24 protein-coding genes and 1 pseudogene are annotated in these 25678 nt (G+C 71.3%); 20 read left to right on the top strand and 5 right to left on the bottom strand.

All coding sequences use genetic code 11. The features are described 5' to 3' along the window. Window positions 1-249: 249 nt before the first annotated feature. The gene (locus L1857_RS26005) at window positions 250-618 is read right to left on the bottom strand and encodes an Mbov_0395 family pilin-like conjugal transfer protein (RefSeq protein ID WP_116111210.1); all 369 of its coding nucleotides are present in this window, start codon (window positions 616-618) and stop codon (window positions 250-252) included. Further along, window positions 618-1565: a sigma-70 family RNA polymerase sigma factor gene (locus L1857_RS26000; RefSeq protein WP_116111209.1), complete on the bottom strand. Its 948-nt coding sequence runs from the start codon at window positions 1563-1565 to the stop codon at window positions 618-620. Before L1857_RS26000 ends, L1857_RS26005 begins: the two co-directional genes overlap by 1 nt. Before the next feature lie 515 nt (window positions 1566-2080). On the opposite strand from L1857_RS26000, the gene L1857_RS25995 reads away from it, so the two are divergent. The 19 genes and pseudogenes from L1857_RS25995 (at window position 2081) to L1857_RS25910 (ending at window position 20367) form a co-directional block, all read left to right on the top strand. After that, window positions 2081-2731: a hypothetical protein gene (locus L1857_RS25995; RefSeq protein ID WP_240323237.1), complete on the top strand. Its 651-nt coding sequence runs from the start codon at window positions 2081-2083 to the stop codon at window positions 2729-2731. Beyond that, window positions 2728-3729 carry a TRM11 family SAM-dependent methyltransferase gene (locus L1857_RS25990; RefSeq protein WP_249466526.1) on the top strand — a complete coding sequence of 334 codons (1002 nt, stop codon included), beginning with the start codon at window positions 2728-2730 and terminating at the stop codon, window positions 3727-3729. Before L1857_RS25995 ends, L1857_RS25990 begins: the two co-directional genes overlap by 4 nt. A gap of 97 nt (window positions 3730-3826) precedes the next feature. Continuing rightward, window positions 3827-4309: a VUT family protein gene (locus L1857_RS25985; RefSeq protein ID WP_162831099.1), complete on the top strand. Its 483-nt coding sequence runs from the start codon at window positions 3827-3829 to the stop codon at window positions 4307-4309. A 26-nt stretch (window positions 4310-4335) separates the two neighbouring features. Then, window positions 4336-4929: pseudogene (locus L1857_RS35795) on the top strand (deazapurine DNA modification protein DpdA family protein); the annotation flags it as partial. Window positions 4930-5002: 73 nt separating this feature from the next. Continuing rightward, window positions 5003-5686 carry an RraA family protein gene (locus L1857_RS25980; protein ID WP_346009487.1) on the top strand — a complete coding sequence of 228 codons (684 nt, stop codon included), beginning with the start codon at window positions 5003-5005 and terminating at the stop codon, window positions 5684-5686. Next, window positions 5683-6606 (top strand): 4-hydroxy-tetrahydrodipicolinate synthase, encoded by a 924-nt coding sequence (gene dapA / locus L1857_RS25975; protein WP_249466523.1) that lies wholly within the window; start codon window positions 5683-5685, stop codon window positions 6604-6606. The genes L1857_RS25980 and dapA overlap by 4 nt, the downstream gene beginning before the upstream one ends. Window positions 6607-6691: 85 nt before the next feature. Continuing rightward, the gene (locus tag L1857_RS25970; RefSeq protein WP_249466520.1) at window positions 6692-7465 is read left to right on the top strand and encodes an IclR family transcriptional regulator; all 774 of its coding nucleotides are present in this window, start codon (window positions 6692-6694) and stop codon (window positions 7463-7465) included. After that, complete coding sequence (locus L1857_RS25965) at window positions 7458-8315, top strand: isocitrate lyase/PEP mutase family protein (RefSeq protein WP_249466518.1); 858 nt, start codon at window positions 7458-7460, stop codon at window positions 8313-8315. The genes L1857_RS25970 and L1857_RS25965 overlap by 8 nt, the downstream gene beginning before the upstream one ends. Next, entirely contained in the window at window positions 8308-9570 is a 1263-nt protein-coding gene (locus tag L1857_RS25960) for a 3-isopropylmalate dehydratase large subunit (RefSeq protein ID WP_116111203.1), read from the top strand. Before L1857_RS25965 ends, L1857_RS25960 begins: the two co-directional genes overlap by 8 nt. Further along, the gene (locus tag L1857_RS25955; RefSeq protein ID WP_116111202.1) at window positions 9567-10100 is read left to right on the top strand and encodes a LeuD/DmdB family oxidoreductase small subunit; all 534 of its coding nucleotides are present in this window, start codon (window positions 9567-9569) and stop codon (window positions 10098-10100) included. Before L1857_RS25960 ends, L1857_RS25955 begins: the two co-directional genes overlap by 4 nt. Beyond that, entirely contained in the window at window positions 10097-11098 is a 1002-nt protein-coding gene (locus L1857_RS25950) for an ABC transporter substrate-binding protein (protein WP_116111201.1), read from the top strand. The genes L1857_RS25955 and L1857_RS25950 overlap by 4 nt, the downstream gene beginning before the upstream one ends. Continuing rightward, window positions 11095-11913 (top strand): ABC transporter ATP-binding protein, encoded by an 819-nt coding sequence (locus L1857_RS25945; RefSeq protein WP_116111220.1) that lies wholly within the window; start codon window positions 11095-11097, stop codon window positions 11911-11913. Before L1857_RS25950 ends, L1857_RS25945 begins: the two co-directional genes overlap by 4 nt. Next, window positions 11910-12716: an ABC transporter permease gene (locus L1857_RS25940; RefSeq protein ID WP_116111200.1), complete on the top strand. Its 807-nt coding sequence runs from the start codon at window positions 11910-11912 to the stop codon at window positions 12714-12716. Before L1857_RS25945 ends, L1857_RS25940 begins: the two co-directional genes overlap by 4 nt. Further along, complete coding sequence (locus L1857_RS25935; RefSeq protein ID WP_116111199.1) at window positions 12713-13474, top strand: ABC transporter permease; 762 nt, start codon at window positions 12713-12715, stop codon at window positions 13472-13474. The genes L1857_RS25940 and L1857_RS25935 overlap by 4 nt, the downstream gene beginning before the upstream one ends. Beyond that, window positions 13471-14886, top strand: a complete 1416-nt coding sequence (locus tag L1857_RS25930) for an MmgE/PrpD family protein (protein WP_116111198.1) — start codon at window positions 13471-13473, stop codon at window positions 14884-14886. The genes L1857_RS25935 and L1857_RS25930 overlap by 4 nt, the downstream gene beginning before the upstream one ends. 11 nt (window positions 14887-14897) lie before the next feature. Then, on the top strand, window positions 14898-16406 hold the full coding sequence (locus L1857_RS25925; protein WP_116111197.1) for a long-chain-fatty-acid--CoA ligase: 1509 nt from the start codon (window positions 14898-14900) through the stop codon (window positions 16404-16406). 5 nt (window positions 16407-16411) lie between these two features. Then, on the top strand, window positions 16412-17767 hold the full coding sequence (locus L1857_RS25920; RefSeq protein ID WP_162831097.1) for an MmgE/PrpD family protein: 1356 nt from the start codon (window positions 16412-16414) through the stop codon (window positions 17765-17767). Next, a complete protein-coding gene (locus L1857_RS25915; protein ID WP_116111195.1) occupies window positions 17764-18906 on the top strand; it encodes a 2-methylaconitate cis-trans isomerase PrpF family protein in 1143 nt (380 codons plus the stop codon). The genes L1857_RS25920 and L1857_RS25915 overlap by 4 nt, the downstream gene beginning before the upstream one ends. Before the next feature lie 207 nt (window positions 18907-19113). Then, entirely contained in the window at window positions 19114-20367 is a 1254-nt protein-coding gene (locus tag L1857_RS25910) for an SLC13 family permease (protein WP_249466515.1), read from the top strand. Window positions 20368-20392: 25 nt separating this feature from the next. On the opposite strand, the gene L1857_RS25905 is transcribed toward L1857_RS25910, so the two are convergent. Continuing rightward, window positions 20393-20962, bottom strand: a complete 570-nt coding sequence (locus L1857_RS25905) for a TetR/AcrR family transcriptional regulator (RefSeq protein WP_205413285.1) — start codon at window positions 20960-20962, stop codon at window positions 20393-20395. 132 nt (window positions 20963-21094) lie between these two features. Between L1857_RS25905 and L1857_RS25900 the strand changes: the two genes are divergently transcribed. Continuing rightward, on the top strand, window positions 21095-22267 hold the full coding sequence (locus tag L1857_RS25900) for an epoxide hydrolase family protein (protein WP_116111193.1): 1173 nt from the start codon (window positions 21095-21097) through the stop codon (window positions 22265-22267). A 139-nt stretch (window positions 22268-22406) separates the two neighbouring features. Here L1857_RS25900 and L1857_RS25895 read toward each other — a convergent pair whose 3' ends face one another. Together L1857_RS25895 and L1857_RS25890 are read right to left on the bottom strand one after the other, a co-directional pair. Next, window positions 22407-24056 carry a CocE/NonD family hydrolase gene (locus L1857_RS25895; protein WP_116111192.1) on the bottom strand — a complete coding sequence of 550 codons (1650 nt, stop codon included), beginning with the start codon at window positions 24054-24056 and terminating at the stop codon, window positions 22407-22409. A gap of 9 nt (window positions 24057-24065) precedes the next feature. Further along, window positions 24066-25550 (bottom strand): APC family permease, encoded by a 1485-nt coding sequence (locus L1857_RS25890; protein ID WP_116111191.1) that lies wholly within the window; start codon window positions 25548-25550, stop codon window positions 24066-24068. Between the last annotated feature and the right edge of the window lie 128 nt (window positions 25551-25678).

Raw genomic sequence — 25678 nt, 5'->3', positions numbered from 1 at the left:
GATTGAGCCCGGTGTGCACGACGGGTCGGAGGGTGGCAGGGGCAGCGGCGGCGGTTGCGCCGGAACCATCGCGGTCACGGAGGCACTCGGTGGCGGGCTGGGCGCGGCGGCCGCGGCGAACGCGAGTCCGGCCACCGCCGCCAGCAGTGGCACCAGCACCGCGAGCGCGCGCCCCGCACGCCGCGGCAGCAGCCGACCCCAACCGCGCCCAAGCGGTTCCGGTGGCCGGGTTGTTGGGGTGGTCATGGCTCACACCCCGCCCACGATGCCCTTGAGGATCTCGACCACCAGCGGGGCCAGCGCGGCCAGCCCGAAGCCGATGCCGGCGGCCTTGAACGCGCCCTTGGCCTTCTCCACCTCACCGGGATCACCGGAGGCCATCAGGTAGCGCAGACCACCGATCGTGAGGAACACGATCGCGACCCCCGCAAGGATCCCCATGATCCAGTTGCGGATGTTGTTGAGCACCTCGTCGACGGTCTGTGCGAGCGCGACGACGTGCACCGCCTCCGCCTGCGCGGCCGACGCGGTCAACAGCAGCACGGCGCCGACGAGCCACCCCGCCACAAGTGCGCGACGGCGTCGGGTGCGTGGGGGGCGAAGCTGGCGCAGACGCATCATCGGACCTTCCGAGTCGTCGGCACGTCCGACCGGGTGGCGGTCCGGCGTGGAGGGTGAGCACGATCGGCGGGCGCGTGAGTCCCGCGCCGGCTAACTCCGGATTTCGAGTCCGTCCGGGACACCCGACGGTGCGCTCCTCGCCGACGGGCTCGGTGCGCACGGCTTTCGTTGTCGTCGGCGGCGAGGTGGGTGAGCAGCCGCGCCTCGGCGCGCAGGCGGGCACGTTTGGCGGCTTCGTAGGTCTGCCCTCGGGCCTGCGCCGCTTCGGCCAGCGACAGCTCCCCGAGACGCGTCGCGGAGACGAGGCTCGCCTCCTCGGCGCTGATCGCGCCCGCCTCGACCGCCGCGGCCAGGACGAGATCCGGGTGACTTCCCGCCCGTACCGGCGGTGCGGAACGGAAGCCGAGATCCTCGCGCGGCCGGGGGCTGTCCAACGCCTCCCGCACCGTCCGCGAGCCGGCCCGGTAGGCCGTCCACCGCAGTCGCACGAGGATCGCCGGCCGGTCCAGATCTACCTCGCGCAGACCGTCGAGGAAGCCGGTCAGGATCGCCGAGTACACGTCGTCCCGGTCACCGGCGAACTCGCGCGTCAAGCTGCGCGCGACCGGCAACAGCACCGGCAACGCCAGACCCGTGCACGCCACCGTCCAGGTGCCGCCCTCCGCGCGGGAACGTGTCACCAGATACCGCCACGTCGCATCGCGCGTGGTCTGCGCACAACTGCGCGCGAGGAGCGCGGTACCCAGCTCGTCCAACGGCAGCAGCCGCCCCGGCAGGCCGTCGATGTCGCGGCCGTCGACGGCGACCGGGTCGGGTCCGGTCACCAGCCACTCGAAGCTGCGCCACGCTAGGTCGAACACGTTCGCGTTCTCGGCCGCGACCGGCTTGCGCCGCACGAAGAAGACCGGGTTCTTCGGCTCGTTCTCGAACAGAGACAGATCCATGACCACCTCCCAGAAGGCGGGGGAAACTGGCGGATCGCCATGGAGTCATCCGGGGAGCCTCACAACCGCCGCACGCCCGCTTCACGGGCGTGACAAAAGCGCCTCAAAGGCGCCTCAGCGTCGTCATTTCCGGCCCTGGACCTGCGCCTTCTGGATGCTCGGCTGCCGCGGAAATGGCCGGTGTCCCGAATGGATTTTCGGTGCGGAGTTAGGGGATGACAGCGCCACAGGCTCAGCCGCGTGGCCCGGCGTTCTCGATCCCGGAAGGCCCTCGTATGACCCAGCGATCGCAGTCCCCGGACGGCCGCCCTGGCCGCCGCGGTGACTCGACCCGTCCACCGCGCACCCGGCGCGGAGGCGACCGCCCGCCCTACCCCGGAGCCCGCGCACCCCGACCGCACGCCACCTCGCACCCGGGTACACGCACCACGACAAGACGCACCACCGCATCGCCGATCCCGGCCACCGTGTGGACGTGCGGCCCCGACCCGATCGACAGCCACCAACCGTGGCCGGTGCCGATCGTGGAAGCGCTGACGACCTCGTTCAGCGCACCCCGTGCCCGTGTCCTGCTCGGCCCAGACGCGGACGAGGCCGCGATGGAAGCAGTGCGCGCGCTCGACCGCGAAGTGGGTGCGCTCGCCGGCTTGGAACCGAACAGCACCGACGGGCAGTCCCGGCCGTTCTGGGCCGACCTCGTCACCGGCGGCGCAACGCATACCGCGGCCGCGCCGAACGCCTCCAACCCGACCGCGGTGGCGCCGGGGGAGCGGGTCGAGCTGATCCTCGTCTCACTACCCGCAGATGCCGCCGCGGTGGTGTCGCTGGACCGGCTGGCTCTGATGGCCGCCGCCCGGTTGCGCTTCGGTGGCGTCCTCGCCGTCTACACCCACAGCGACTGGAACCAGGGGTACCTGTCCGACCCCACCGGCGCCGTCATCGCCGCCGCGCAGAACGCCGACCTGCTCTACCTGCAGCACATCGTCACGCTGCACACCCCGGTGCGCGACGGGCAGCTCCGCGCCGCACCGACACCCGCCGCCGCCGAGTACGAGGTCGCGCGCCACCGCGCGACCGCCCGCGGTCTGCCTGCGCCGCACCTGCGCGCACACGGCGACGTCCTCGTCTTTGCCCAGCCCAGCGAGCCCGCAGGAGACCGCGCATGAACACCTCCGCAGCGCACCCCGATGAGCCGACCGTGCCGATCCCGCGCGCGCTCATCGACGCCATCGACACCGCCACCGACCACGCCGCCGAGACCGACCCGGGCGAGCTGCCGCTGTCGGTGTGGGTGACCGCGCAGACCTCCCCGGCCGCGCAACGCAAGGGCCGCTACGTGCCCGACACGACCGCACACCCGGCGAAGATGCTGCCCGCCGTCGCGGCCCACGCGATCCGCCACTACACACGCCCCGGCGACCTGGTGTTCGACCCCATGGCCGGGGCCGGAACGACCCTCGTGGAGGCACTCGACGCCGGACGGCGCGCGGTCGGCGTGGAGTACGAGCCGCACTGGGTCGCCGTCGCCCGCGCCAACCTCGACCTGGCGCGCGCACGCGGCCACGACCACGACGCCGAGGTCGTGCACGGCGACGCCCGGCAGCTGCCGCACCTCCTGCCGGCCCGGCACCACGGGCAGGTCGCGCTCGTGGTGACCTCGCCGCCGTACGGGCCGTCCACGCACGGGCAGGTCGTCACGGCCGGCGACCCCAATGGCGACGGCAAGGTGCACAAGTACCACCACCGCTACGGCAACGCGCTCGACCGCGGCAACCTCGCCAACGTCGGCCACCACCGCCTGCTGGCCGGGTTCACTCGCATCCTCACCGGCTGTGCGGCTGTGCTGCGTCCCGGCGGGCACGTCGCGCTCACGGTCCGCCCGTGGCGGGAGCACTCCGAACTGATCGACCTGCCCGCGCAGATCATCGCCTGCGGCGTCGCGGCGGGTCTGGTGCCGGTCGAGCGGTGCGTGGCGCTGCTGGCGCGCGTGGTTGAGGACGGCCTCGTCGCCCGGGGCAGCTTCTTCCAGCGCGACTTCATCCGCAAACAACGCGAGCAGGGACTGCCGCTGCACCTCATCGCGCACGAAGACGTGATCGTGCTCCGCAAGCACCTCGCCCCCTCCGACATCACGGCACCGGAGACAGGTCATGCCGGGACCTGAGACCGCGGCGCCCGCTGCGCACCCGTGCTCGTCGTCCCAGGGGACTGGCAACGGGCCAACGCCGCGGGCAGTCGGGCGCGCCGCGGGCTGGGCCGCGATGGGGACCTTTCTGGCGGGGATCGCCGCGGCGAACTGGGGCAGTAGCCACGTCGCGGTCGTCCTGGGATCGCTCGTGATCCCGGCCGGTGTGGTCCTGGCCGGCGTCCTGCTCACGGCCCGCGACATCGTGCAGGACACGCTCGGTTCGGCGGCCGTGGCGGCCGCGATCGGCGGAGGCATGGCGGCGTCGCTGATGGTGGCGCCGCCCCGGCTGGTGCTGGCCAGTACCACGGCGTTCCTGGTCGCGGAACTCGTCGACTGGTGGCTCTACACCCGGTTCCGGCGCCGCAGCCGGTCGGCGGCGATCGCGGTGTCCAATCTCGGTGGGCTGGTGCTCGACAGCGCGGTGTTCGTGCCGTGGGCGTTCGGGTCGCTTGCGTTGCTGCCCGGGCACCTTGCGGGCAAGGCAGTTGCCACTGTCATGGCCCTCGCGGCGGCGGCCGCGCTGACGGCGCGACGACGAGGCGGGGTGCTGCCGTGAAGTTCTATCTGGGCACCCATCAGCATATGTGGCTGGCACGCGACCTGGGGATCCCGCCGCTGGTCTCGCACCGGCGGCTGGCACCCCGGCGCACCCTGCCGCATGCGATAGGGGAGGGGGCACTGGACTCCGGCGGCTTCACCGAACTGTCGCTGCACGGCCGGTGGCGCACCGACGCCCGCACCTACGCCGCCGCGGTGCGCCGCTACGCGGAGGAGATCGGTCACTTGGCCTGGGCGGCGCCCCAGGACTGGATGGTCGAGGCGCACGTCCGGGCCCGCACCGGCGCCAGCCTGCGCACGCACCAGCGCCGCACCGTGCGCAACTATCTCCAGCTCCGCGACATCGCCCCGGACCTGCCGTTCGTCCCGGTCTTGCAGGGCGACTCCGCCGCCGACTACCACTGGTGCGCCGACCTCTACGAGCGGCACGGCGTCGCGTTGTCGAGGCTGCCGTTGGTCGGCGTCGGCAGTGTGTGCCGGCGCCAGCACAGCGCCCACGTCGAGCGCATCATGCGCTCGCTGCACACGCGGGGCCTGCGACTGCACGGCTTCGGCGTCAAAGCCACCGGCCTGGCCCGCTACGCCGACACGCTGGCCTCCAGCGACTCAGCGGCGTGGAGCTACAGCGGCCGCTACCAGCCAGGCTGCACACCGAGCCACCGCACCGAGTCCAACTGCTGGACTGACCACGGTGGCGGTGGCGACGCTGTCGGCACAGCTGCGGCAGCGCGGGTTCAACGACGTCACCATCGAGGGCGTACGACCGGCCCGGCCGGGGTCGCGCTTCGCCGGGCGCGCCCGCACCCTGCGCTACCTGCCCCACCGCGAGGACCTGTTCGCCGAACGCGGCGGCGGGTTCAACGCCCAGAAACGGGCCGTGGAATCCCTGGGCCCCGGCGAGGTCCTCGTGATGGAAGCGCGGGGTGAGCGCGGCAGCGGCACGATCGGCGACATCCTCGCCCTGCGCGCCGAGGTCCTCGGGACGGCGGCCGTCGTCACCGACGGGGGACTGCGGGACGCGGCCGTCGTCGCCGAACTCGGCATCCCGGTCTTCCACCGCGGGGCGCATCCCGCCGTGCTCGGGCGGCGGCACGTTCCGTGGGATGTCGACGTGCCGGTCGCCTGCGGTGGCGCGGCGGTGCTGCCCGGCGACTGGATCACCGGCGACGACGACGGGGTGCTGGTCATCCCGCCGTCGCTGGTGCGTGAGGTGCTCACCGCCGCCATCGAACAGGAACGCCAGGAGCGGTTCATCGCCGAGCAGGTCGCCGCGGGTGCGGCGATCGAGGGTCTCTACCCGCTCGGCGACGCCTGGCGCGGCCGCTACCAGGAGTGGCTGACCGCCTTACCCCACAGTGAAGGAGGAGCACAGTGAAGTTCCGCACCGACCCCGCCCGCCTGCGTGGCTCGATCGCCCCGCTGGTCACCCCGTTCCACCCCGACTGCGGTGTCGACCACGACAGCCTGCGTGGTCTGGTCGAGTTCCAGCTGACCAACGGATCGCACGCGATTTCCTTCGGCGGCTCGACCGGGGAACCCGGCGCGCAGACGCTCGCCGAGCGGGCCGAGGCGATCCGCACGGTCGCGGCCGCCGTCGACGACCGGGTGCCGTTCCTGCCCGGAACCGGCAGCGCCAAGCTCGACGAAACCCTCGAACTGACCGCGATCGCCCGTGACGCCGGCGCCGACGCCGCGCTCGTCATCACGCCCTACTACGCGCAACCCACGCAGCAGGGGCTCTACGACTGGTACGCGACGGTCGCGCGGGAGTTTCCCGACCTGCCGCTGGTGATCTACAACGTGCCCTCCCGCGCCGCGGTGGACATCGCGCCCGGCACGGTCGCCCGGCTGTACCGCGACTTCGACAACCTCGTCGGGATCAAGGAGACGACCAGGGACTTCTCCCACTTCTCCCGCGTGTTGCACGCCTGCGGGCCGGACCTGCTGGTCTGGTCGGGCATCGAACTGCTGTGCCTGCCGCTGCTGGCGCTCGGTGGTGTCGGGTTCATCAGCGCGGTCGCCAACCTCGCGCCGGCCGCAGTGGCGCGGATGTACGAAGCGTGGGAGACCGGCGATCTCGCGACGGCCCGCGACCTGCACTACCGCCTGCACCCGCTGGCCGACCTGCTGTTCGTCGAGACCAACCCGGCGCCGTTGAAATGGGCGCTCCAGCAGCGGGGCCTCATCGGGTCCGGCTTCGTGCGCCCGCCGCTGGTCCCGCTCACCGAAGACGGCCAGGCCGAGGTCGAGAAGCTGCTCGCCGCGGGCGCGGATCTGCTGCCGCCCGCGGCCTGACGCTTGACGTGACCCAGTTCACCCGCCTATCGTCCAAAACCGCTATACGGTTTCTGAAACCGCAGAACGGTGTGTTGGAGGATGGATGGCTGAGCCCGGGGTGCGCGTGCTGGGGCGCGCGTGCGACGTTCTGGATTGCTTCACCGAGGCCGAACCCCGTCTGAGCGTGGCGGACCTGCGCGCTCGGACGGGGTTGCCCGCGACCACCGTCGCGCGGATCGTGTCCACCCTGCTGCAGGAGGGGCTCCTGGTCCGGGAGGGGGACTCCTACCGCGTCGGGCTGCGGGTGCTGGTCTGGAGCGCCCCGGCGCGCTCAGGGTCGAGCCTGCTCGGGGTCGCGCGGCCGTTCGTCGAGCAGCTACGGGACGTCACGGGGGAGAGCGCCGGCGTCTACGTGCGCCAGGACGCCACCCGCGTGCTCGTCGAGTCGGCGGCCTCCCGCCACTCGGTGATCTACCGGGGCTACGTCGGCCAGGTGCTGCCGCTGCACGCCGGCGCGGCGGGCAAGTGCTTCATGGCCTTCGACGAGAGCGCGCTCGCCACCGCGCTCGCCGCCGGCCTCGAGCGCTACACCGATTCGACCGTCGTCACGCGCGACGAGCTCGACCGCCAGCTCGCGCAGGTGCGCGAGCGCGGCTGGGCCTTCACCGAGAGCGAGCGCGAGGTCGGCCTCAACTCCGTCGCCGCGCCGGTGCCGGGGTTCGACGGCAGGCCCGAGGCGGCACTGGCGATCGGCGGTCCCTCGTTCCGGCTCGACCGCGACGAGGCCGAGCGGGTCGGCCCGGTCGTCGCCGCCACCGCCCGGGCCATCGCCGCGCGCATGGGGCACGTCCCTGCCGAGGAGCGGGCCGATGTCTGACGCCGCCGTCCTGTCCGGACTCCTCAGCCGGGAGCGGCTGCTCGTCGCACCGGGCGTCTACGACGGGCTGTCGGCCGCGGTCGCCGCTCGCGCCGGTGTCGAGGCCGCCTACGTCTCCGGCGCGGCCGTGTCCGCCGCCGAAGGACTGCCCGACATCGGGCTGACCACCGTCACCGAGATCGCCCGCGCGATCGCGGTCACCCACCGGCAGCTGGACGTCCCGGTCATCGCCGACGCCGACACCGGGTTCGGCGACGAGACCAACACCTTCCGCACCGTGCGCACCTACGAGGACGCCGGCGCGGCCGCCGTGCAGCTCGAGGACCAGGTGTTCCCCAAGCGGTGCGGCCACCTCGACGACAAGGCACTCATCCCGGCCGGGGAGTTCGTCCTCAAGATCCGGGCCGCGCTGGCCGCCCGGCGCCGGGGAACCCTGATCGTCGCGCGCACCGACGCGATCGCCGTCGAGGGGTTCGACGCCGCGATCGCCCGGGCCAAGGCCTACGCCGCGGCCGGCGCCGACGTGCTCTTCGTCGAGGCGCCGCAGACCCTCGACCAGGTGGCGGCCATCCCGTCCGCGGTCGGCGCGCCGGTCATCTTCAACGTCGTGCCCGGCGGCAAGTCGCCCGAGGTGTCGCGCGAGCAGCTCGAGGGGTTCGGCTACGCCGGCGCCATCCTGCCCGGCGCCACCGTCGGCGCCGCGTTCACCGCCATGACCCAAGCCCTGTCCGACATCGCCGGTGGCGGCCTGCCCGCCGGCCAGGTCGCCGGGCCCCGCGCCCTGTTCGAGGCCGTCGGCCTGACCGAGTGGGCCGTCCGGCGCGCACCGAAAGAGCCTGCCCGTGCCTGACACCATCATCGAGCGGATCCTGGCCCGCGCCGCGGGTCTCGACACCGTCCAACCGGGACAGATCGTCACCTGCGACGTCGACATGACCGTCGTGATCGACGTGCAGTTCGCCCACGACCGCCTCGCCGACGTCCGCGCCCTCCACGACCCGGACAAGGTCGCCGTCGTCCTCGACCACGCCGTCCCGGCACCCACCCCGCGCGACGCCGACCACGGCGCGAAGGCCCGCGCGTTCGTCGCCAAGCACGGCATCGACCGGTTCTACGACGTCGGCCGTCACGGCATCGTCCACCAGGTCATCGCCGAGCAGGGCCTGGTGCTGCCGGGCACCGTCGTGTGCTGCACCGACTCCCACACCTGCGCCGGCGGCGCGCTGAACTCGGCCGCGCGCGGACTCGGGCCGCTGGAGATCCTGCAGATGCTGTGCACCGGCCAGACCTGGTACCGCGTGCCGCCGACGATCCGGTACGAGCTCACCGGTACCAAACCGGCGCACATCAACGGCAAGGACATCTTCCTGACGATCTCCGGCCGCTACGGCGACGCCACCGACCACGCGCTCGAGTTCGGCGGCCCCGGCCTGGCGTCGGTGCCGATGTCCGATCGCCGGACCATCGCGACCCAGGGCGCGGAGATCGGCGCCGACTTCACGCTGTTCCCGTGCGACGCCGTCACCGGGGAGTTCCTGGCCGAGGTGGCTCCCGGCGCGGCCTACACCCGCAGCGACCCCGACCCGGACGCCGGTTACGCCGTCGTGCGCACCCTCGACCTCGGCACCGTCGAGCCGATGGTCGCGCTGCCGGGCACCGTCATCAACAACGCGGTGCCGTTGTCCGGTCTCGACCGGACCCGCATCGACCAGGCGTTCATCGGGTCCTGCGCCAACGGCCAGCTCGCCGACCTCGCGGTCGCGGCGCGCGTCGTCGAAGGCCGCAAGGTCGCGCCCGGTGTGCGGCTCATCGTCACCCCGGCCTCGCAGCAGGTGTACCTGGAGGCGGTCAAACGCGGCTACGTCGCCACGCTCGTCGAGGCCGGCGCGGTGGTCACCAACTCCACCTGCGGCGCGTGCTTCGGCTACCACATGGGCGTGCTGGCGCCCGGCGAGGTGTGCGTCACCTCCAGCACGCGCAACTTCCGCGGCCGCATGGGCAGCACCGAGGCGCGGGTCTACATGGCCTCGCCCGCGACGGTCGCGGCGTCGGCGCTGACCGGCTACATCGCCGGATCGGACCAGGTGGCGGAGGTGGCGGCGTGACCTCACCGCTGCGTGTCCGGGGACGGGCCTGGGTCTTCGGCGACGAGATCAACACCGACGACATGTACCCGGGGTTCGCGATGAAGCTGCCCGTCGAAGAAGCGGCGCAGCACATGTTCGACGCCACCCGGCCCGGCTGGCCCAAGCTCGTCGAGGCGGGTGACATCGTGGTCGCGGGGCGCAACTTCGGCCTCGGATCGAGCCGCGCGTGCGCCGAGCTGTTCGTCCACTTGGGAATCTCCTGCCTGGTGGCCGAGCAGTACAACTCCCTGTTCCACCGCAACGCCCTCAACTACGGGCTCCCGGCGCTCACCGTGCCGGACGCGCGCACGCTGATCGACGAGGGAGACGTCCTCGCGATCGACGCCGTGGCCGGCCTGCTGCGCAACGAGACGCGCGGGACCGAGCACCCCATCGAACCCCTGCCCGCCTTCGTCGTCGAGCTCATCGAAGGTGGCGGGCTGATCAACCGCCTGGAAGCCGGAGGCTTCCTGGATCGCAAAGACGCGACCACAGGAGGAAAACCATGAAGCGCAGGACAGCTCTGATCGCCGGCGCGGCCGCGGCCGCACTGGTGCTGAGCGCGTGCGGAAGCGGTGGTGGCGCGGCGGGGGTGACCTCGTTCGACATCGCGGTCAGCAACGCCTCGGAGCCGTACTCGATCCCCTGGCTGGTCGGCAAGGACCAGGGGTTCTTCGCCAAGCGCGGGGTGACCATCGGCGAGATCGTGCCGGGCAAGGGCGGCGGGACGACCGTGCGCAACATGCTCAGCGGTGACCTGCCCATGGCCGACGTCGGGTTCACCTCGGTGCTGGAGTCCAGCGAGGCCGGCACCCCGCTGACCGTCGTGGCCGGCGCGACGCAGAGCGTCTACGGCCTCGACTTCTACACCCTCGACAGCAACACCGGTGTCCGGACCATCAACGACGTGCACAAGTGGGCCTACACCAACCCGCAGTCGGTCACGCAGGCCCTGTCCTACATCCTCCCCAAGGTCGCGGGGGCGACCCAGGAGATCGAACGGACCTCCTCCGGTGGGGTCGGTGAGGGCGTCGCGCTGCTGGAGGCCGGCACGGTCGACGTCGCGGTCGTGCCGCCGTCGGTCGTGGCCAAGACCGGCAAGTTCCGCGTGGTCGTGTCCAGCGCGGACTACCTGAAGAAGTTCCAGCAGAGCGTGATCACCACGACGCCCGAGTTCGCCGAGCGCAACCCCGACACGGTCAAGGCCGTGGTGGCGGGCTACCAGGAGTCGGTCGAGTTCATCCGCGCCAACCCGCAGAAGGCCGCGCAGCTCTACGCCGACTACATCGACATCGACGTCGCCGCGGCGACCACGATCGTCACCAAGGCGGTCCAGTACGACAACTGGGGCGCCGGGTTCGACGCCGAGGCGATCCAGCAGGCCGTCGAGGCCCAGCGCCTCGCCATGAACCGCACCGACCTCCCGTTCTGCGACCTGTTCCAGAAGGCCTACCTGCCCGCGAACGTGCCCACCACGCTCCCGGCCGAATGCGGGGCAGCGCAGTGAACACACAGACGCAGGAGCAGCGCGGCACCGCGTCCACGGCGACCACGCCGATCGTGCGCGTCGAAGGTGTGGAGCAGCACTTCGGCCCGGTGCACGCGCTCGGGCCGGTCGACCTGACCATCGGGCGCGGCGAGTTCGTCTCGATCGTCGGGCCCAGCGGGTGCGGCAAATCGACCCTGCTCGAGATCATCGGCGCGCTGCAGGACCCGGCGCGCGGCTCCGTCGAGGTGGACGGCGTCCCGCTCACCGGTCCGCGCCGCCGCACGGCGATCGTGTTCCAGGAGTCCGCGACGCTGCCGTGGCGCACGGTCGTCGACAACGTCGCCTTCGCGCTCGAAGTGCGCGGCGTCGGACGGAAGGTTCGGCGGGAACGCGCCCGGGAACTCGTCGAGGTCGTCGGACTGGGCGGCTTCGAGAACCACTACCCGGCGCAGCTGTCCGGCGGGATGCGGCAACGCGTCGCCATGGCGCGCGCGATGTCGATGGACCCGGACCTGATCCTCGCCGACGAGCCGTTCGGCGCGCTCGACGAGCAGACCCGCATGCTGATGGCCGAGGAGCTGCTCCGCGTCGTGGAGACCATCGGGTGCGGCGTCCTGTTCATCACCCACAGCATCCAGGAAGCGGTGCTGCTGTCGGACCGGGTGCTGGTGATGGGCCGCCGCCCGGGCACCTTCCTCGACGAGGTCGTCGTCGACCTGCCCCGGCCGCGGGTGCACGCGGCGCTGTCCGAGCCGTCCGCGACCGCGGCGCAGGAGCGCATCTGGGCGCAGATCCGCAACGAGGCCGAAGTGGCGATGCGGAGCGAACGATGAGGGCGCGCTCGGTCGTCCCGTCCTACGTGCGGCCCACGCCGCGCCGCGTCGCCGGGTTGCCGTCGGGCCTGTGGACGTTCGTCCTCGTCATCGGGCTCGTGGCCGCGCTGGAGCTGTACGCGCGGTCGGGTGCCGTGTCGCGGCTGGACCTGATCCCGGTGAGCGAGATGGTCGCCCGGTCGGTCGAGCTGCTGGGCGAGCGCGACTTCGTGGTCGACGCGTTGCTGCGCAGTGTCCTGCTGATCTGCGCGAGCTTCGCCGCCTCGGCGGTCGCCGGCGTGGCCGTGGCCTACGCCATGGCCCGCTCCCGCTGGGTGCACCGGGCCGTCAAGCCCTACGTCAACGTCTTCTACGCGCTGCCGGTGTTCGCGCTCTACCCGGTGATGGTGGTGATGTTCGGGACCGGCGTGGTGCCCATCGTCCTGCTGGCCACGTTGTTCAGCGTCGTCATCGTCATCTCGCACGCGCTGGTCGGGTTCGAGTCGACACCGCCGATCGTCACCAAGCTCGCCCGGTCCCTGGAGATGACCCGGTCGCAGCAGCTGCGCAAGGTCCTGCTGCCCTCGGCGCTGCCGGACATCCTCGCCGGGCTCAAACTGGGCCTGGCGTACGCGATCATCGCCGTGCTGGCGACGGAGTTCATCCTGGCCACCACCGGGCTCGGGCAGGTGGTCAACCGCGCCTACAACAACTTCGACACCGTCGACATGTACGCCGGCATCGTCTTCGTCAGCGTTTTCGCGCTGCTGGCCAACCTCTCGCTCGGCGCCGCGCTGAGCGCGTTCGACTGGAGGCGGCGATGAGCACCCGTCGAAGCCCCGCCTGGGTCCCGCCGCTGGTCCTCGCCGCCGTTCTGGTGGTGGTGTGGACCGTGACGGCCGCGCTGGCGGACAGCGCCGTCTACCCCGGACCGGGGCAAGCACTGCGGAGCCTGGGCTCGGACCTGGGCGATCCGCGGTTCCTCGGCAGCGTCGGCGACACCGCCCGCGTGCTGCTGCTGTCCTACGCCGCCGCGGTCGCCGCCGGCGCGGTCGCCGGGATGGTGCTCGGGCTCAGCGCGTTCTGGTCGCGGGCGGTCCTGCCGGTGGTGTACGCGTTCAACAGCGTCCCGAAGATCGTGCTGTACCCGGTTTTCCTGCTCCTGCTGGGAATCGGGGACCTGAGCCGGGGAGCGTTCGCGTTCGTCTCGGGCGTGCTCCCGATGTTCCTGATCATGGTGGAGGCGACCGCGGGGGTGAGCCGCCTGCACCTGAAGATGTCGGCCGCGCTCGGCCTGTCGCGGTGGTCACTGCTGCGGCGGATCGTGGTGCCCAGCGTCCTGCCCTCGCTCGCGTCGGGGATGCGGCTGTGCTTCGGGCTCACCCTGATCGGCCTGCTGCTCGCCGAGATGTTCTCCGGATCCTCCGGCCTGGGCTACGAACTGCTGCGCAACCTCTCGCTCGCGCGGGTGGAGAACATCATCGGCCAGGTCGTCCTCACCGGTGTCCTCGCGCTCCTGCCGACACTGGCCCTGCAACAGCTGGAATCCCGCATCCGCAACCGTTACGAGGTGACCGCGTGAGCCCGACCGACCCCGACGGCGTGACCGGCAAACTGGCGACCTGGATCGCCCAGCTGCGCCACGACGACATCCCGGACACGGTGCGCGAACGGGCGCGGCACCTCCTGCTCGACGGGCTGGTGTGCGCGCTGGTCGGCGCCCGCCTGCCGTGGTCGGAGCGGGCCGTGGACGCCGTGCTCGCGCTCGAAGGCGCCGGGGACGTCCCGCTGCTGGGGTGGAGCCGCACCACGTCGGCGCCCGCGGCGTGCCTGCTCAACGGCACCTTCATCCAGGGCTTCGAGCTGGACGACTACCACGTGCGCGCGCCGCTGCACAGCAACTCGCTGATCGTGCCGAGCGCGGTCAGCACCGTCGCGACGCTGGGCCGTCCGGTGTCCGGGCGGGAGCTGCTCACCGCGCTGATCGCCGGCTACGAGGTCGGCCCGCGGGTCGGGCTGGCGCTGCACGGCGCCGAAATGCTCTCCCGCGGCTGGCACTCCGGCTCGGTGTTCGGCACCCACGCGAGCGCCGCGACGTCGGCGTGGCTGCGGCGGCTCGACCCGGCACGGGTGGAAGACGCGCTCGGCTTGGCCGCGACCCAGTCGTCCGGGCTGATGGCCGCGCAGTACGAGGCCATGTCCAAGCGCATGCACCACGGTTTCGCCTCGCGTAACGGCCTGTACGCCGCGGCGCTCGCCGAGGCCGGCTACACCGGGATCAAGCGCGTGTACGAGCGCGAGTACGGCGGATTCCTGGCCACCTTCGGCGAGGGGCACGACCCGCGCCCCGAGCTGATCACCGCCGGGCTGGGCCAGGAGTGGGTCCTGCTGGACACCGGGGTGAAGGCCTACGCCGCGATGGCCGCCACGCACGCCTCGATCGACTGCGCGCTTCAGGCCCGCTCGCGCGGGATCACGGCCGAGGACGTCGAGTCGATCTCGGTGGAGGTGTCGCACGCCGCCTACCACCACGGCTGGTGGAAACCCGAACCCCTGCTGGAGACGATCGGCGCGCAGATGAACATCGGCTACGCCGTGTCGGTGGCGCTGCTCGACGGCCAGGTCCTGGCCGAGCAGTTCACCTGCGACCGCATCGCCGCCGACGACGTGTGGTCGCTGCTGCGCCGCGTCGAGGTCCACCACTGCCCGGACTTCGACCGCGCCGAAGACCGGTTCCGCACCCGGATGCGGGTCACGCGGCGCGGTGGCGACACCGTCGAGATCGAAGTGGACGGTCCGCTCGGTGGCCCCACGCGCCCGCTGCCGGACGCCGACGTGGTGGCGAAGGCGCGGCGTCTCGCCGAGTCGATCGACCTGGCCACCCGGTGGGAGCGCATCGAGCACCTGGTGCTCGACCTCGACTCCGTGCCCGATGTGTCCGTGCTGGTCGGCGAACTCGCGGCCGAGGTTCCCGCGCTGCCCGTGACGCTCTGAGAGGACTTCCCATGACGAACCTGGCCGCCCTGCTCGACACGACCGCCGGGGAGCACCCCGATCGCACGGCCATCGTGTGCGGCGACGCCCGCCTGTCCTACCCCCAGCTCGCCGGCGCCGCGAACCAGGTCGCCAACCTCCTGGTACGCCACGGAGTGCGCCCCGGTGACGCGGTCGCGTTGTCGTGTCCCAACCTGCCGACCTTCACCGTCGTCTACTTCGGCATCCTCAAGGCGGGCGCCACGGTCGTACCGCTGAACGTGCTGCTCAAACCACGCGAGATCGCCTACCACCTCGCCGATTCCGGCGCTGTCGCCCACTTCGCGTTCGAGGGCACCGCCGACCTCCCCATCGGCGAGTGGGCGGCAGAAGCCGTCGAGCAGACCGCCGGGTGCCGGTCGTTGTTCGTCGTCCCCGCCGCGGGCCGGCTGCCGTGGGCCGACGAGCCCGCCGAGTTCGCGACGGTCGACGTCGATGACGAGGACACGGCGGTGATCCTCTACACCTCGGGCACCACCGGCCACCCGAAGGGCGCGGAACTGCGCCACCGCAACATGCGCGACAACGCCCTCGCCGGCCGGGAGGTGTTCGGCGCCGACCCGGCGAACCCGGACACCTACCTGTGCGTGCTGCCGTTGTTCCACTCGTTCGGGCAGACCGTGACCCAAAACGGCGCGATCGCCTTCGGCGGCACGATGGTCATGCTGCCGCGGTTCGACGCGCGGGCCGCGCTCACCCTGATGCTCCAGGAGACCGTGACCTTCTTCGCCGGCGTCCCGACGATGTACTGGGGCTTGCTGGGCGCGCTCGACGACGGGGTGGACGTGGCGGCGCTGGCGGCGAACCTGCGGGTGGCGGTGGCCGGCGGCTCGGCGCTGCCGGGCGAGGTGCACCGGGACTTCCGGGCCCGCTTCGGCGTGACGATCCTCGAGGGTTACGGCCTGTCGGAGACCTCCCCGGTGGCGTCGTTCTCGGTGTACGGCGAGCAACCGCGGGTCGGCTCGATCGGCGTGCCCATCCCGGGTGTCGAGATGAAGCTGATCGCCGACGACTGGTCCGACGCCTCCGGCGAGGTCGGCGAGATCGCGATCAGGGGCCACAACGTCATGAAGGGCTACCACGGCCGGCCCGAGGCGACCGCGGAAGCGATCCGCGACGGCTGGTTCCGCACCGGCGACCTGGCCCGCAAGGACGCCGACGGCTTCTACTACATCGTCGACCGGGCCAAGGACATGATCATCCGCGGCGGGTTCAACGTGTACCCGCGTGAGATCGAGGAACTGCTGATGACCCACCCGGCGGTCTCGCTGGTCGCGGTGATCGGCGTCCCCGACGACGCCCACGGCGAGGAGATCAAGGCGGTCGTCGTCAGGGCCAAGGACCACGACGACGTCACCGAGGACGACATCGTGGCGTGGGCCAAGGAACGGCTGGCGGCCTACAAGTACCCGCGCCGCGTCGAGTTCCGCGACACCCTGCCGATGACCGCGACCGGCAAGATCCTCAAGCGGGAGATCTGATCACCGTGACCACCAGCCCCGCCACCCTCGCCGCGACCGACGCACTCGCCCGCTTCGCCGTCGAGTCCGAGGTGGACTCCTCGCTCGCGCCGCGCCTGCGTGGCCTGTTCCTCGACCACATCGGTGTCGCCGCGTTCGCGGCCGTGCACGCCGACAGCAGCCCCGCCGTGCGCGCCGCCGTCGACCGGCTCGATCCGCACGGCGGCGACGCCACCGTGATCGGCGTGGCCCGCCGGCACAGCCCGGCCTCTGCGGCGTTCCTCAACGGCGTCCACGCCCACTCCCTGGACATGGACGACACGAACCGGACGCAGACCGGGCATCCCGGGGTCGCGATCTTCCCCGCCGCCACCGCGGAAGCCGAACGCCTCGACGTGGACGGCCGCACGTTCCTCGACGCGGTCGCCGTCGGGTACGAGGTGTGCTGCCGGATCGGCGCGGCGCTGACCTCGCGCAGCTACGAGCGCGGCTTCCACATCACCGCCGTGTCCGGCATCTTCGGCGCGGTCGCGGCGGTGTCCCGGCTGCGCGGATTCGACGCCGCCACCACGGCGTCGGCCTTCGGTCTCGCCCTGAGCAAGGCGGCGGGCAGCATGCAGTACCTGGCCAACGGGGCGTGGAACAAGCGCCTGCACCCCGGTTTCCTCGCCCACGACGCGTTGACGTGCGCGACCCTGGCGGAGGCCGGCGTCCGCGGCGCCGCCGACGCGCTCGACGGGCGGTACGGCCTGCTGACCGGATACACCGGGGAAGCCGACCCCGGCGCGCTCACCGATGGTCTCGGCACGAAGTGGCTGCTGCTCGACACCGCCGTCAAACCGTACCCGTCGTGCCGGCTCACCCACGGCGCCATCGACGCCGCGCTCGCACTGCGCGACCCCGACCCCGGCGCGGAACTGCACGTCGGGATCCCGTCGGCGGCCATGCCGATCGTCGGCGAGGACAGCCCGGCGAAACGCCGGCCGGGCAGCGTCGTGGACGCCCAGTTCAGCGTGTACTTCCAGGTCGCGTGCGCGTGGCTGGACGGGCACGTGGACTGGGACAGCTACCAGCGCCTCGCCGATCCCGCCGTGGTCGCGATAATCGACCGGATCACGGTGTCGGCCGACGACAGCGTGCCGATGGGTGGCGGCACCCTGACCGTCCACTCGGGAGGCCGGACGGCGTCCCGCGCGGTCCCGGTCCCGCTCGGCGAACCGGAGAACTGGATCGGCGACGCCGCGCTGCGCGAGAAGTTCGCGTCACTGGCGGGCCGGGTCTTCGACGACGCCGACGACATCGCGGACGGTGTGCTCGGCCTGTCGGCGGAGTCGTCGATGCGCGCACTCGTGCGGACATTGGCGGGCGGGGGAGCGGCATGACGGACCAGCTGACCGTCCGCTGCGTCCTGATGCGCGGCGGCACGAGCAAGGGACTCTACTTCCACGAGGCGGACCTGCCTGCTCCCGGCACCGAGCGCGATGCGCTGCTCGTCCGCCTCATGGGATCCCCGGACCCGCTGCAGATCGACGGCCTGGGCGGGTCCCGGCCGATCACGTCGAAACTCGCGATCATCGCACCGTCCACCCGGGACGACGCCGACGTCGACTACACCTTCGGCCAGGTCGAGATCGACCGCGCCGGCGTCGGCTACGCGGGCAACTGCGGGAACATCTCGGCCGGGGTCGGCCCGTTCGCGATCGACGAAGGCCTCGTCGACGCGGTCGACGGGGTCACGCCGGTCCGGATCCACAACACCAACACCGGTGCCGTGATGACCGCGCACGTGCCCGTCCGCGCGGGCAGGGCCGCTGTTCTCGGCGACTTCGCCGTGCCGGGCGTACCCGGCACGGGCGCGGAGATCGTCATGGACTGGTCGGGCACCGTGGGGTCCAAGACCGGTGCGCTGCTGCCCACCGGGAACCCGGTCGACGAGATCGTGCTGGAGAACGGTTCCGTCGTCCGGGCCACGACCTGCGACGCCGGGAATCCGTGCGTCTGGGTGCCCGCCGCGGACGTCGGCCTCGACGGCAGCGAAGTCGACTTCTCCGAGACCCTGCTCGACGTCGTGCGGGAGATCCGCGGCAAAGCGGCGGCGCTCTTCGGCCTGTGCACGGAGTGGCGCCGCGTGGACGACGAGTCACCCGGTCTGCCCATGGTGGGGCTCGTCGCCCCACCCGGCGGCTACCGCACCCTGAGCGGCACGACCGCCGACGCTCCGGACATGGACCTGCGGGTCCGGCTGATCTTCATGAACCGCCTGCACGAGAGCATCGCGGGCACCGCGTCGGTGTGCCTCGCCGCGGCCTCCCGGGTCCGCGGCTCGGTCGTCGAGACCGTCGCCACCCGGCGGCAGCGGGACACCGTCCTCATCGGCCACCCGTCCGGCATCACGCCCGCCCGGGTGGCCGCCCGGACGGTCCCGGAGCCGCCACACGTGGCCTTCGACCTGCTCGGCTTCAGCCGCACGGCCCGCCGGCTCATGGCGGGGGCGGCGTACTACCCGCCGCCCACCCGGTAAGCCCGTTTCGGTTTCCGCTGACCACCGCCGCTTCGCGGACCGCGCTGTCTCATCACCCGCGTGACGCGCCCGCCCGGCAACACCCGTCCATGCCCGCCGACCACCGCTGTTTCACGGGACCGCGTCGCCTCATCACCGGCGCCGCGCGCCCGCCCGGTAACACCCGCTCATCCCAGCCAACCACCGCTGCTTCGCTCGGGAGATCCCATGCCCACCGCACTTCTGTCCATCGGCGTGCTCGCCGCCGTCCTCGCTCTCGCCACCGTCCGCCCGGTCAACATGGGCGTGCTCGGGCTCGTCGCCGCGTTCTTCGTGGGCAGCCTCATCGGCGGTGAATCACCGGACGACGTGCTCGCCTCGTTCCCGGCCGAGCTGTTCGTCGTGCTCGTCGGTGTCACCTACCTGTTCGCCATCGCCAAGAACAACGGCACCGTCCAGTGGCTGGTCGAAGCGACCTTCCGGCTCGCCGGCGGCCGCACGTCCGCGATCCCGTGGGTCTTCTTCCTGTTGTCGACCGCGATCTGTGGGATCGGCGCGCTGCCGCCCGCGGTGGGCGCGATCCTCATGCCGATCGCGATGAGCTTCGCCACCGCCCACGGCCTCCGGCCGTTGCTCGTGAGCATCCTGATCGGGCTCGGGTCGACCGCGGGCTCGTTCGCGCCCACCGGCCTGCTCGGCGTCATCGTGCACGGCGTGCAGGAGAAGAACGGACTGGCGAGCAATCCGCTGTTGCTGTTCGCGTGCACGTTCGGCATCGGCACCGCCGTCGCCGTGGCCACCTATGTGCTCCTGGCGCGGCGTCAGGCTCCGGCTGTGGTGGTCGCCGACAGCCCCGGAGCCGCCACCGCACCGCCGTCGACGTCGTTGAGCCCGCAGCAGGGCCTGACCCTGCTCGGGTTCGTCGTGCTGACCGTCGGGGCGCTCGTCTTCGGCCTCGACATCGGGTTCCTGGCCCTGACCGTGGCGGCGGTGCTGGCGCTGGCGTTCCCCGCGACGAGCCGCAGTGCGGTGAAGGAGGTCAGCTGGGACATCATCCTGCTGATGGCGGGCATCCTGACCTACATCGGGGTGCTGCAGCGCAACGGGACGATCGACTGGCTCGGCACGTCGGTCGCCGGGGTCGACTCACCGCTGCTCGCGGCGCTGCTGATCTGCCTCATCGGCGCGGTGGTCTCGGCGTTCGCGTCGACGACGGGCATCCTCGGCGCGGTCATCCCGCTGACGGTGCCGCTGATCGCGACGGGCGAGATCGGGGCGATCGGGTTCGTCGCCGCACTGGCGATCTCCTCGTCCCTGGTGGACGTGTCCCCGTTCTCGACCGGCGGCGCGATCGCGATGGCCAACGCCCCCGAGCCGGAACGGCGCAGGATCTACCGCGGTCTGCTCCGCTTCTCGGGAGCGATGGCGGTCGTAGGCCCCCTGTTGAGCTGGTCGATCCTCGTCGCACCCGGGTGGCTGTGAGTTCGATGCCGGGATCGCGATCGGGTCAGCGCTGGTCGCCCACGAGAGCGTTTGCGCGGGTTTCGGGAACTCCCAGCATCAGCAGGCTCGTGATAGTCGCTGCCCGGGCGCCGTTGGTTGCGTTCGACAGGTCGCTGTCGGCGATGGCGAACACGATGCCGTAGGCGAGCTGGCTCAGCGTGCCTGCCGGCAGGTGCTGTGCGAACAGGTCGCTGTCCTGGCCCCGTTTCACGAGGTCGGCGAGGAGCTCGTCGAGTGGTCCGAGCAGGCCGTGGATCGCCTCGCCGTACTCGCCGCGGCGCAGCGCGAGCAGCACCCGGTACCGGTGGGCCACCGGCCAGATGCGGGCGACGAAATCGGCCCACGTCGCGTCCGCTTCCGTGTTGGCGCCGTCGACCTCGGTGAGTACGGCGGTCATCTCGCTCACGGCCCGTTCGGTGAGTGTCCGGATCAGGTCGAGGCGCGAGGGGAAGTGGCCGTAGACGGTGCGGCGGACGACGCCGGCGGCGGAGGCGATGTCGCCCATTCCGGCGTCGGGGTTGTCGCCCAGCACCTCGAGGGCGACGTCGAGGATGCGATCGCGGGTCTCGTTCATCGACCGCGCACGCGAGGACTCGGTGGGCACGGCGCGAGTGTTGCACACTGCTGTGCATTAAAGTAGGTTGCACACCAGTGTGCAACGAGTGGTTGCGCCGTGCCGCGAGGCTCGGGAAGAGAGAAGACGGCCATGACCGCACCAACGCCGACCTCGGCCCTCGTCCGCCCGTTCACCGTTTCGATCCCGGATTCGGAGATCGACGACCTGAAGCGGCGACTGGCCAGAACCCGGTGGCCGGATCCGGAAACGGTGGACGACTGGTCGCAAGGCGTTCGCCTGGCGAACGCCCGATCACTGATCGACTACTGGGAGCACGGCTACGACTGGCGGCGCTTCGAATCCGAGCTCAACCGCTTCCCCCAGTTCCTGACCGAGATCGATGGGCTGGACATCCACTTCATCCACGTCAGGTCCGGCAATCCTGGCGCGATGCCGGTGATTCTCACGCACGGATGGCCGGGCTCGATCGTGGAGTTCCTGAAGCTGATCGGCCCGCTGACCGATCCGGTTCCGTTCGGAGGAGACGCCGCCGATTCGTTTGACGTCGTCGTCCCGTCACTTCCCGGGTTCGGGTTCTCCCAGAAGCCCGCGGAGACCGGGTGGACTGTGTCGCGCATCGCCAGCGCGTGGGTGGAGCTGATGAAGCGTCTGGGCTACCCGAGGTGGGCCGCGCAAGGCGGCGACTGGGGTGCCGTCGTGACCACCGCCCTCGGGGCCATGCAACCCGAGGGGCTGCTCGGAATTCACCTGAACACCCAGTACGCCTTTCCCGCGCAGATACCCGGCACCTTGTCGCCCGAACAGCGCCACGCGGTGGAGACCCTCGCCCTCTACACCGGCGATCTCGGTGGGTCGAACCACCTGCAGGGCACGAAGCCGGAGACTGTCGGATTCGCCCTGGCGGACTCTCCCGCCGGTCAGGCAGCCTGGATCTACGAGAAGTTCCAGTCCAAGACCGACAATCACGGGCTGGCCGAGGACGTCCTCGGCGTCGACGACATGCTCGACGCGATATCCCTCTACTGGTTCACCAACAGCGCGGCGTCGTCCGGCCGCATCTACTGGGAGAACAGATCGGCCACGTTCGCCGGCCCGAAGCTGAGCGTTCCGGTCGCGGTGACCGTCTTCCCGAAGGACATCCCGCGCCTGCCGCGAAGCTGGATCGAAGACACCTACCGCAATCTGATCCACTACGGCGAGGCCGACAAGGGCGGGCACTTCGCGGCCTTGGAACAGCCCGAGGTGCTGGTCAGCGAAATCCGCACCGGCCTGCGTCCCCTCCGTTCCCGACAGCCCGGGTGATACGCGTGCGTTCCGGAGCTCGCGCGCCGGGTTCCCAGGCGCGGTCCGGTCCTGACGTCGTGGCTCGCCGCGAAGGGCCTGCCGTCCGCGCGGACTTCGCCTGCTATCGCCTGGGGTGCCGGAAGAGCCCGGCGCGCGATCAGAGCACGGTCAGTTCAAGCCGCGCGCCGGCCCGGCCGCCGATTTCCAGTGTTTGCGTCGTGGGGCGCATCGACGTGGCGAACCACCAGCGTTCCCGCGTGCCGGTCAGGGGGATGAAGTCGGGGTAGTCGCTGCTGCACAGCATCAGCAGGAGCGAGTGGCCCGGCCGCACCACGTATCCGGCCTCGCCCGCCGGCATCGCCACCTCCGTCGGTTCGGTGGCGGTCAGCCGCTGCTGTCCGCGGCAGATGAACCGCGCGCTGCCGTCCGGTTCGAGGTCGAGCAGGAACGCGAACAGGTCCATCTCCGGGCCCGTGGTGGTGACCGTGCCGTGGAAGGTGACCGGGCCGGCCAGCTCCAGCGGCTCGGTCTGGGGTTCGCCGCGGAAGGCCAGCACGTCGTCGCGGTCGGCCGTCGCCCGGTAATCGGGCCATTCGGCGACCAGCAGGGACCACAGGTTCGTCGCGGTCGGCACCAGCTTGTCCGGGTCGTGCACCCACGACACCGCGGTCGCGGCCGCGTCCCGCCGCGACACCAGGTGCCCGTTGGTGTCGTCCGGTCCGGCAGACAGGTGCAGAACCCGACGGGTGACCTCCGGCGGCGGCCACGCGCCGACGTGCCGCACCTCGTCACTGTGCGCCAGCTGGTACTCCACCGGCGGCAGCGGCTCGACATCGTCGTCCGCCTTGAGGTAGCGGTCGAAGAACCGCAGCTCGCCGTCGAACCACGCCCTGATCTGCTCCGGGGTGAGCAGGGGGATGTCGATGCTGCCCTGGTGCTCCACGGCGGCCGGCCGGTCGTCCAGACGCGTGTCGTCGTGGTCGGTCGGCCCGAGCCGCAGGTGGACCAGCGGCCGCCACGCGGGGTTCGCCGTCATCGCGTGGTAGTCGCGCATGGCCTCGGCCCGGCAGTACGGGTCGAACCACCCGAGCGAGAGCAGCACGGGAACGGGCTTCGCGTTGAGGGGATGTCCCTCGGGGAAGCGGCGCAGCGGCGGTGTAACCGACAGGTGCATGTCCATCGCCGGCGGCCGGACTCCCATCTGCTCCACCGCGTCCTCGAACGCGTTCACCAGGGGCCGCCGCGACCAGTCGTAGTCCTCTTCGTGCGCGAGGAGGTCGTTGACGACGTAGAAGTCCATCACGTACTTGAAGTAGAACCCCCACTCGGGTTCGCCCGGCGTCAGCTGCGCGGCCCCGAGGTTCGTGTTCGTGCTCCGGGGCGCGATGGCACGCAGAGCTGGGTGGTTGGTGGCCAGCGCGGCCCACTGCGTGAAGCCCACATAGGACAGTCCGGTCATCCCGACGCGGCCGTTGGACCACGGCTGGTTCACGATCCAGTCGATCGTGTCGTAGCCGTCGCAGGCTTCGTTGACCCAGGGCACCGTCTCGCCCTCGGAGCGGAACTTGCCGCGGGTGTCCTGCGCGACGAGCACGTACCCCCGCTCGACGAGCGCCTCGGCGAAGACGTCGACGCGGATGATGTCGCCGTTCTTGTCGTAGGGCAGGCGGGTCAGCACGACCGGGAAGGGGCCCTCCCCCTCCGGCAGGTACACGTCGGTTGCCAGCCGGACGCCGTCGCGCATCCGGACCATGAACTGCTGGGCCTTGTCGCTCGGCGGGCCCGGCGGGACGTGGGTGAACTCCATCGATACTCCTTACGCTTTCTGGCGCCCGATGCGGGCGTACACGCCCGGGCGCTTCGTCCGGTAGACCAAGGCGAGCACCGCGCCGGCGGCGAGCACGCCCCAGACGACCACCTGCTCGACGACGGCCTGCGTGGTCGACCCGCCCGTCATGGTGGTGAAGTTCGTGATCGCCAGGTACAGCACCATCCCCATGCCTGCTGCGCTGAGCAGCGGCGCGATGAACGTGTGCCACCGCGTCGAATCCCGGATGTCGCGGCGCCGCCGGAAGAACACGATGACGGCCAGGCTCGTCAGGGTCATCAGCACCATGATGGCGAATCCGCCGGTTCCGGCGAGCTGGGCGTACCACAACTCGGGCGAGCCGATGCCGGAGAACGCCAGCAGCGCCGCGAACAGGACCACGCTCACGGTCACCGAGCTCACGTTCGGCGAGCCGTGGCGCGGGTGGACCTTGGCCAACCGGGCGGGCAGCACGCGGTCGACGGCCAGCGAGTAGCAGTACCGGGAAACGATGTTCTGCACAGACAACAGCGCCGCGAACGCCGACGTCACGACCAGCACCGTCACCACATCCCTGGCCCACACGCCCACGAAGGTCTCCACGGCGGCGGAGAACATGCCGGTCGGATCCGCGGCCGCGGCCGCGGTCGCCTGCGAGGGACCATAGGCCGCGATGAGCAACCAGGTCGCGGCGATGTAGAAGACGCCGATCGCGCCGACGGCCAGGTAGGTGGCGCGGGGGACCGTGCGGTGCGGGTCCTTCGTCTCCTCCCGGAAGACGGCCGTCGCCTCGAACCCGCCGAAACTCAGGGCGGAGAACAATACCGCGACACCCACGGACCCGGACATAAGGGCACTCCAGGTGAAGGACGTGACCGGAACGCCCTCGGGGCCGCCGCCGCGGCCTACGACCGCGCCGTCGAAGATGCCGACGATGACGATCTCGCACACCATGACGACCGAGAGCACCTTGGCGGAGAGGTCGATGCGGAAGTAGCCGAGCACGCCGGTGACCGCCAGGACCGCGAAGGTGTAGACGAACCAGGGCAGGGTGGGCGCCCCGATCGTCTCCAGGAGGGTGTTGAGGGAGACGCCGATGAACATGTAGGTCGCCACGGCCATGAACAGGTAGCCGACGATCGCGAGAAAACTCGCGCCGAGTCCGGGCGCTCTGCCCAGTCCGGCGGTGATGTAGGCGTAGAACGCGCCGGGGTTGTCGACGTAGCGTGTCATGGTGGTGTAGCCGACGGAGAAGATCAGCAGGACGGCCATGGCGATCACGTAGGCCAGCGGGGCACCGGTCCCGCCGAAGCTGATGATGAACGGCGTGCTCGCCGACACCACCATGACGGGCGCCGACCACGCCAGGACCGTGAACACCAGCTCGATCACGCCCATCCGTCCCTTGAGTCTGCGGGCGGAACCGGACGGGGCGGGGGTTTGGGGTGCGGGTCGCAGGACCGTCGAGTCCGCGGCATCCACTTCGTTGCTCATCGAGAATCCTCTCGAGCGGGGAGGAGGAAGAAGTCGGTGACAGGTGCGGCAGCCCTGGTACCGGACATCCGGCAGCGACGCTGCTGCAGACGTGACCGTGGTCCGGTTTTGTGACGCGACTGGAGTCG

It is taken from the genome of Amycolatopsis thermalba, from assembly GCF_023376025.1.
GTDB classification, from domain to species: Bacteria; Actinomycetota; Actinomycetes; order Mycobacteriales; family Pseudonocardiaceae; genus Amycolatopsis_E; species Amycolatopsis_E thermalba.
This window is presented reverse-complemented; position numbering and strand designations above follow the sequence as displayed.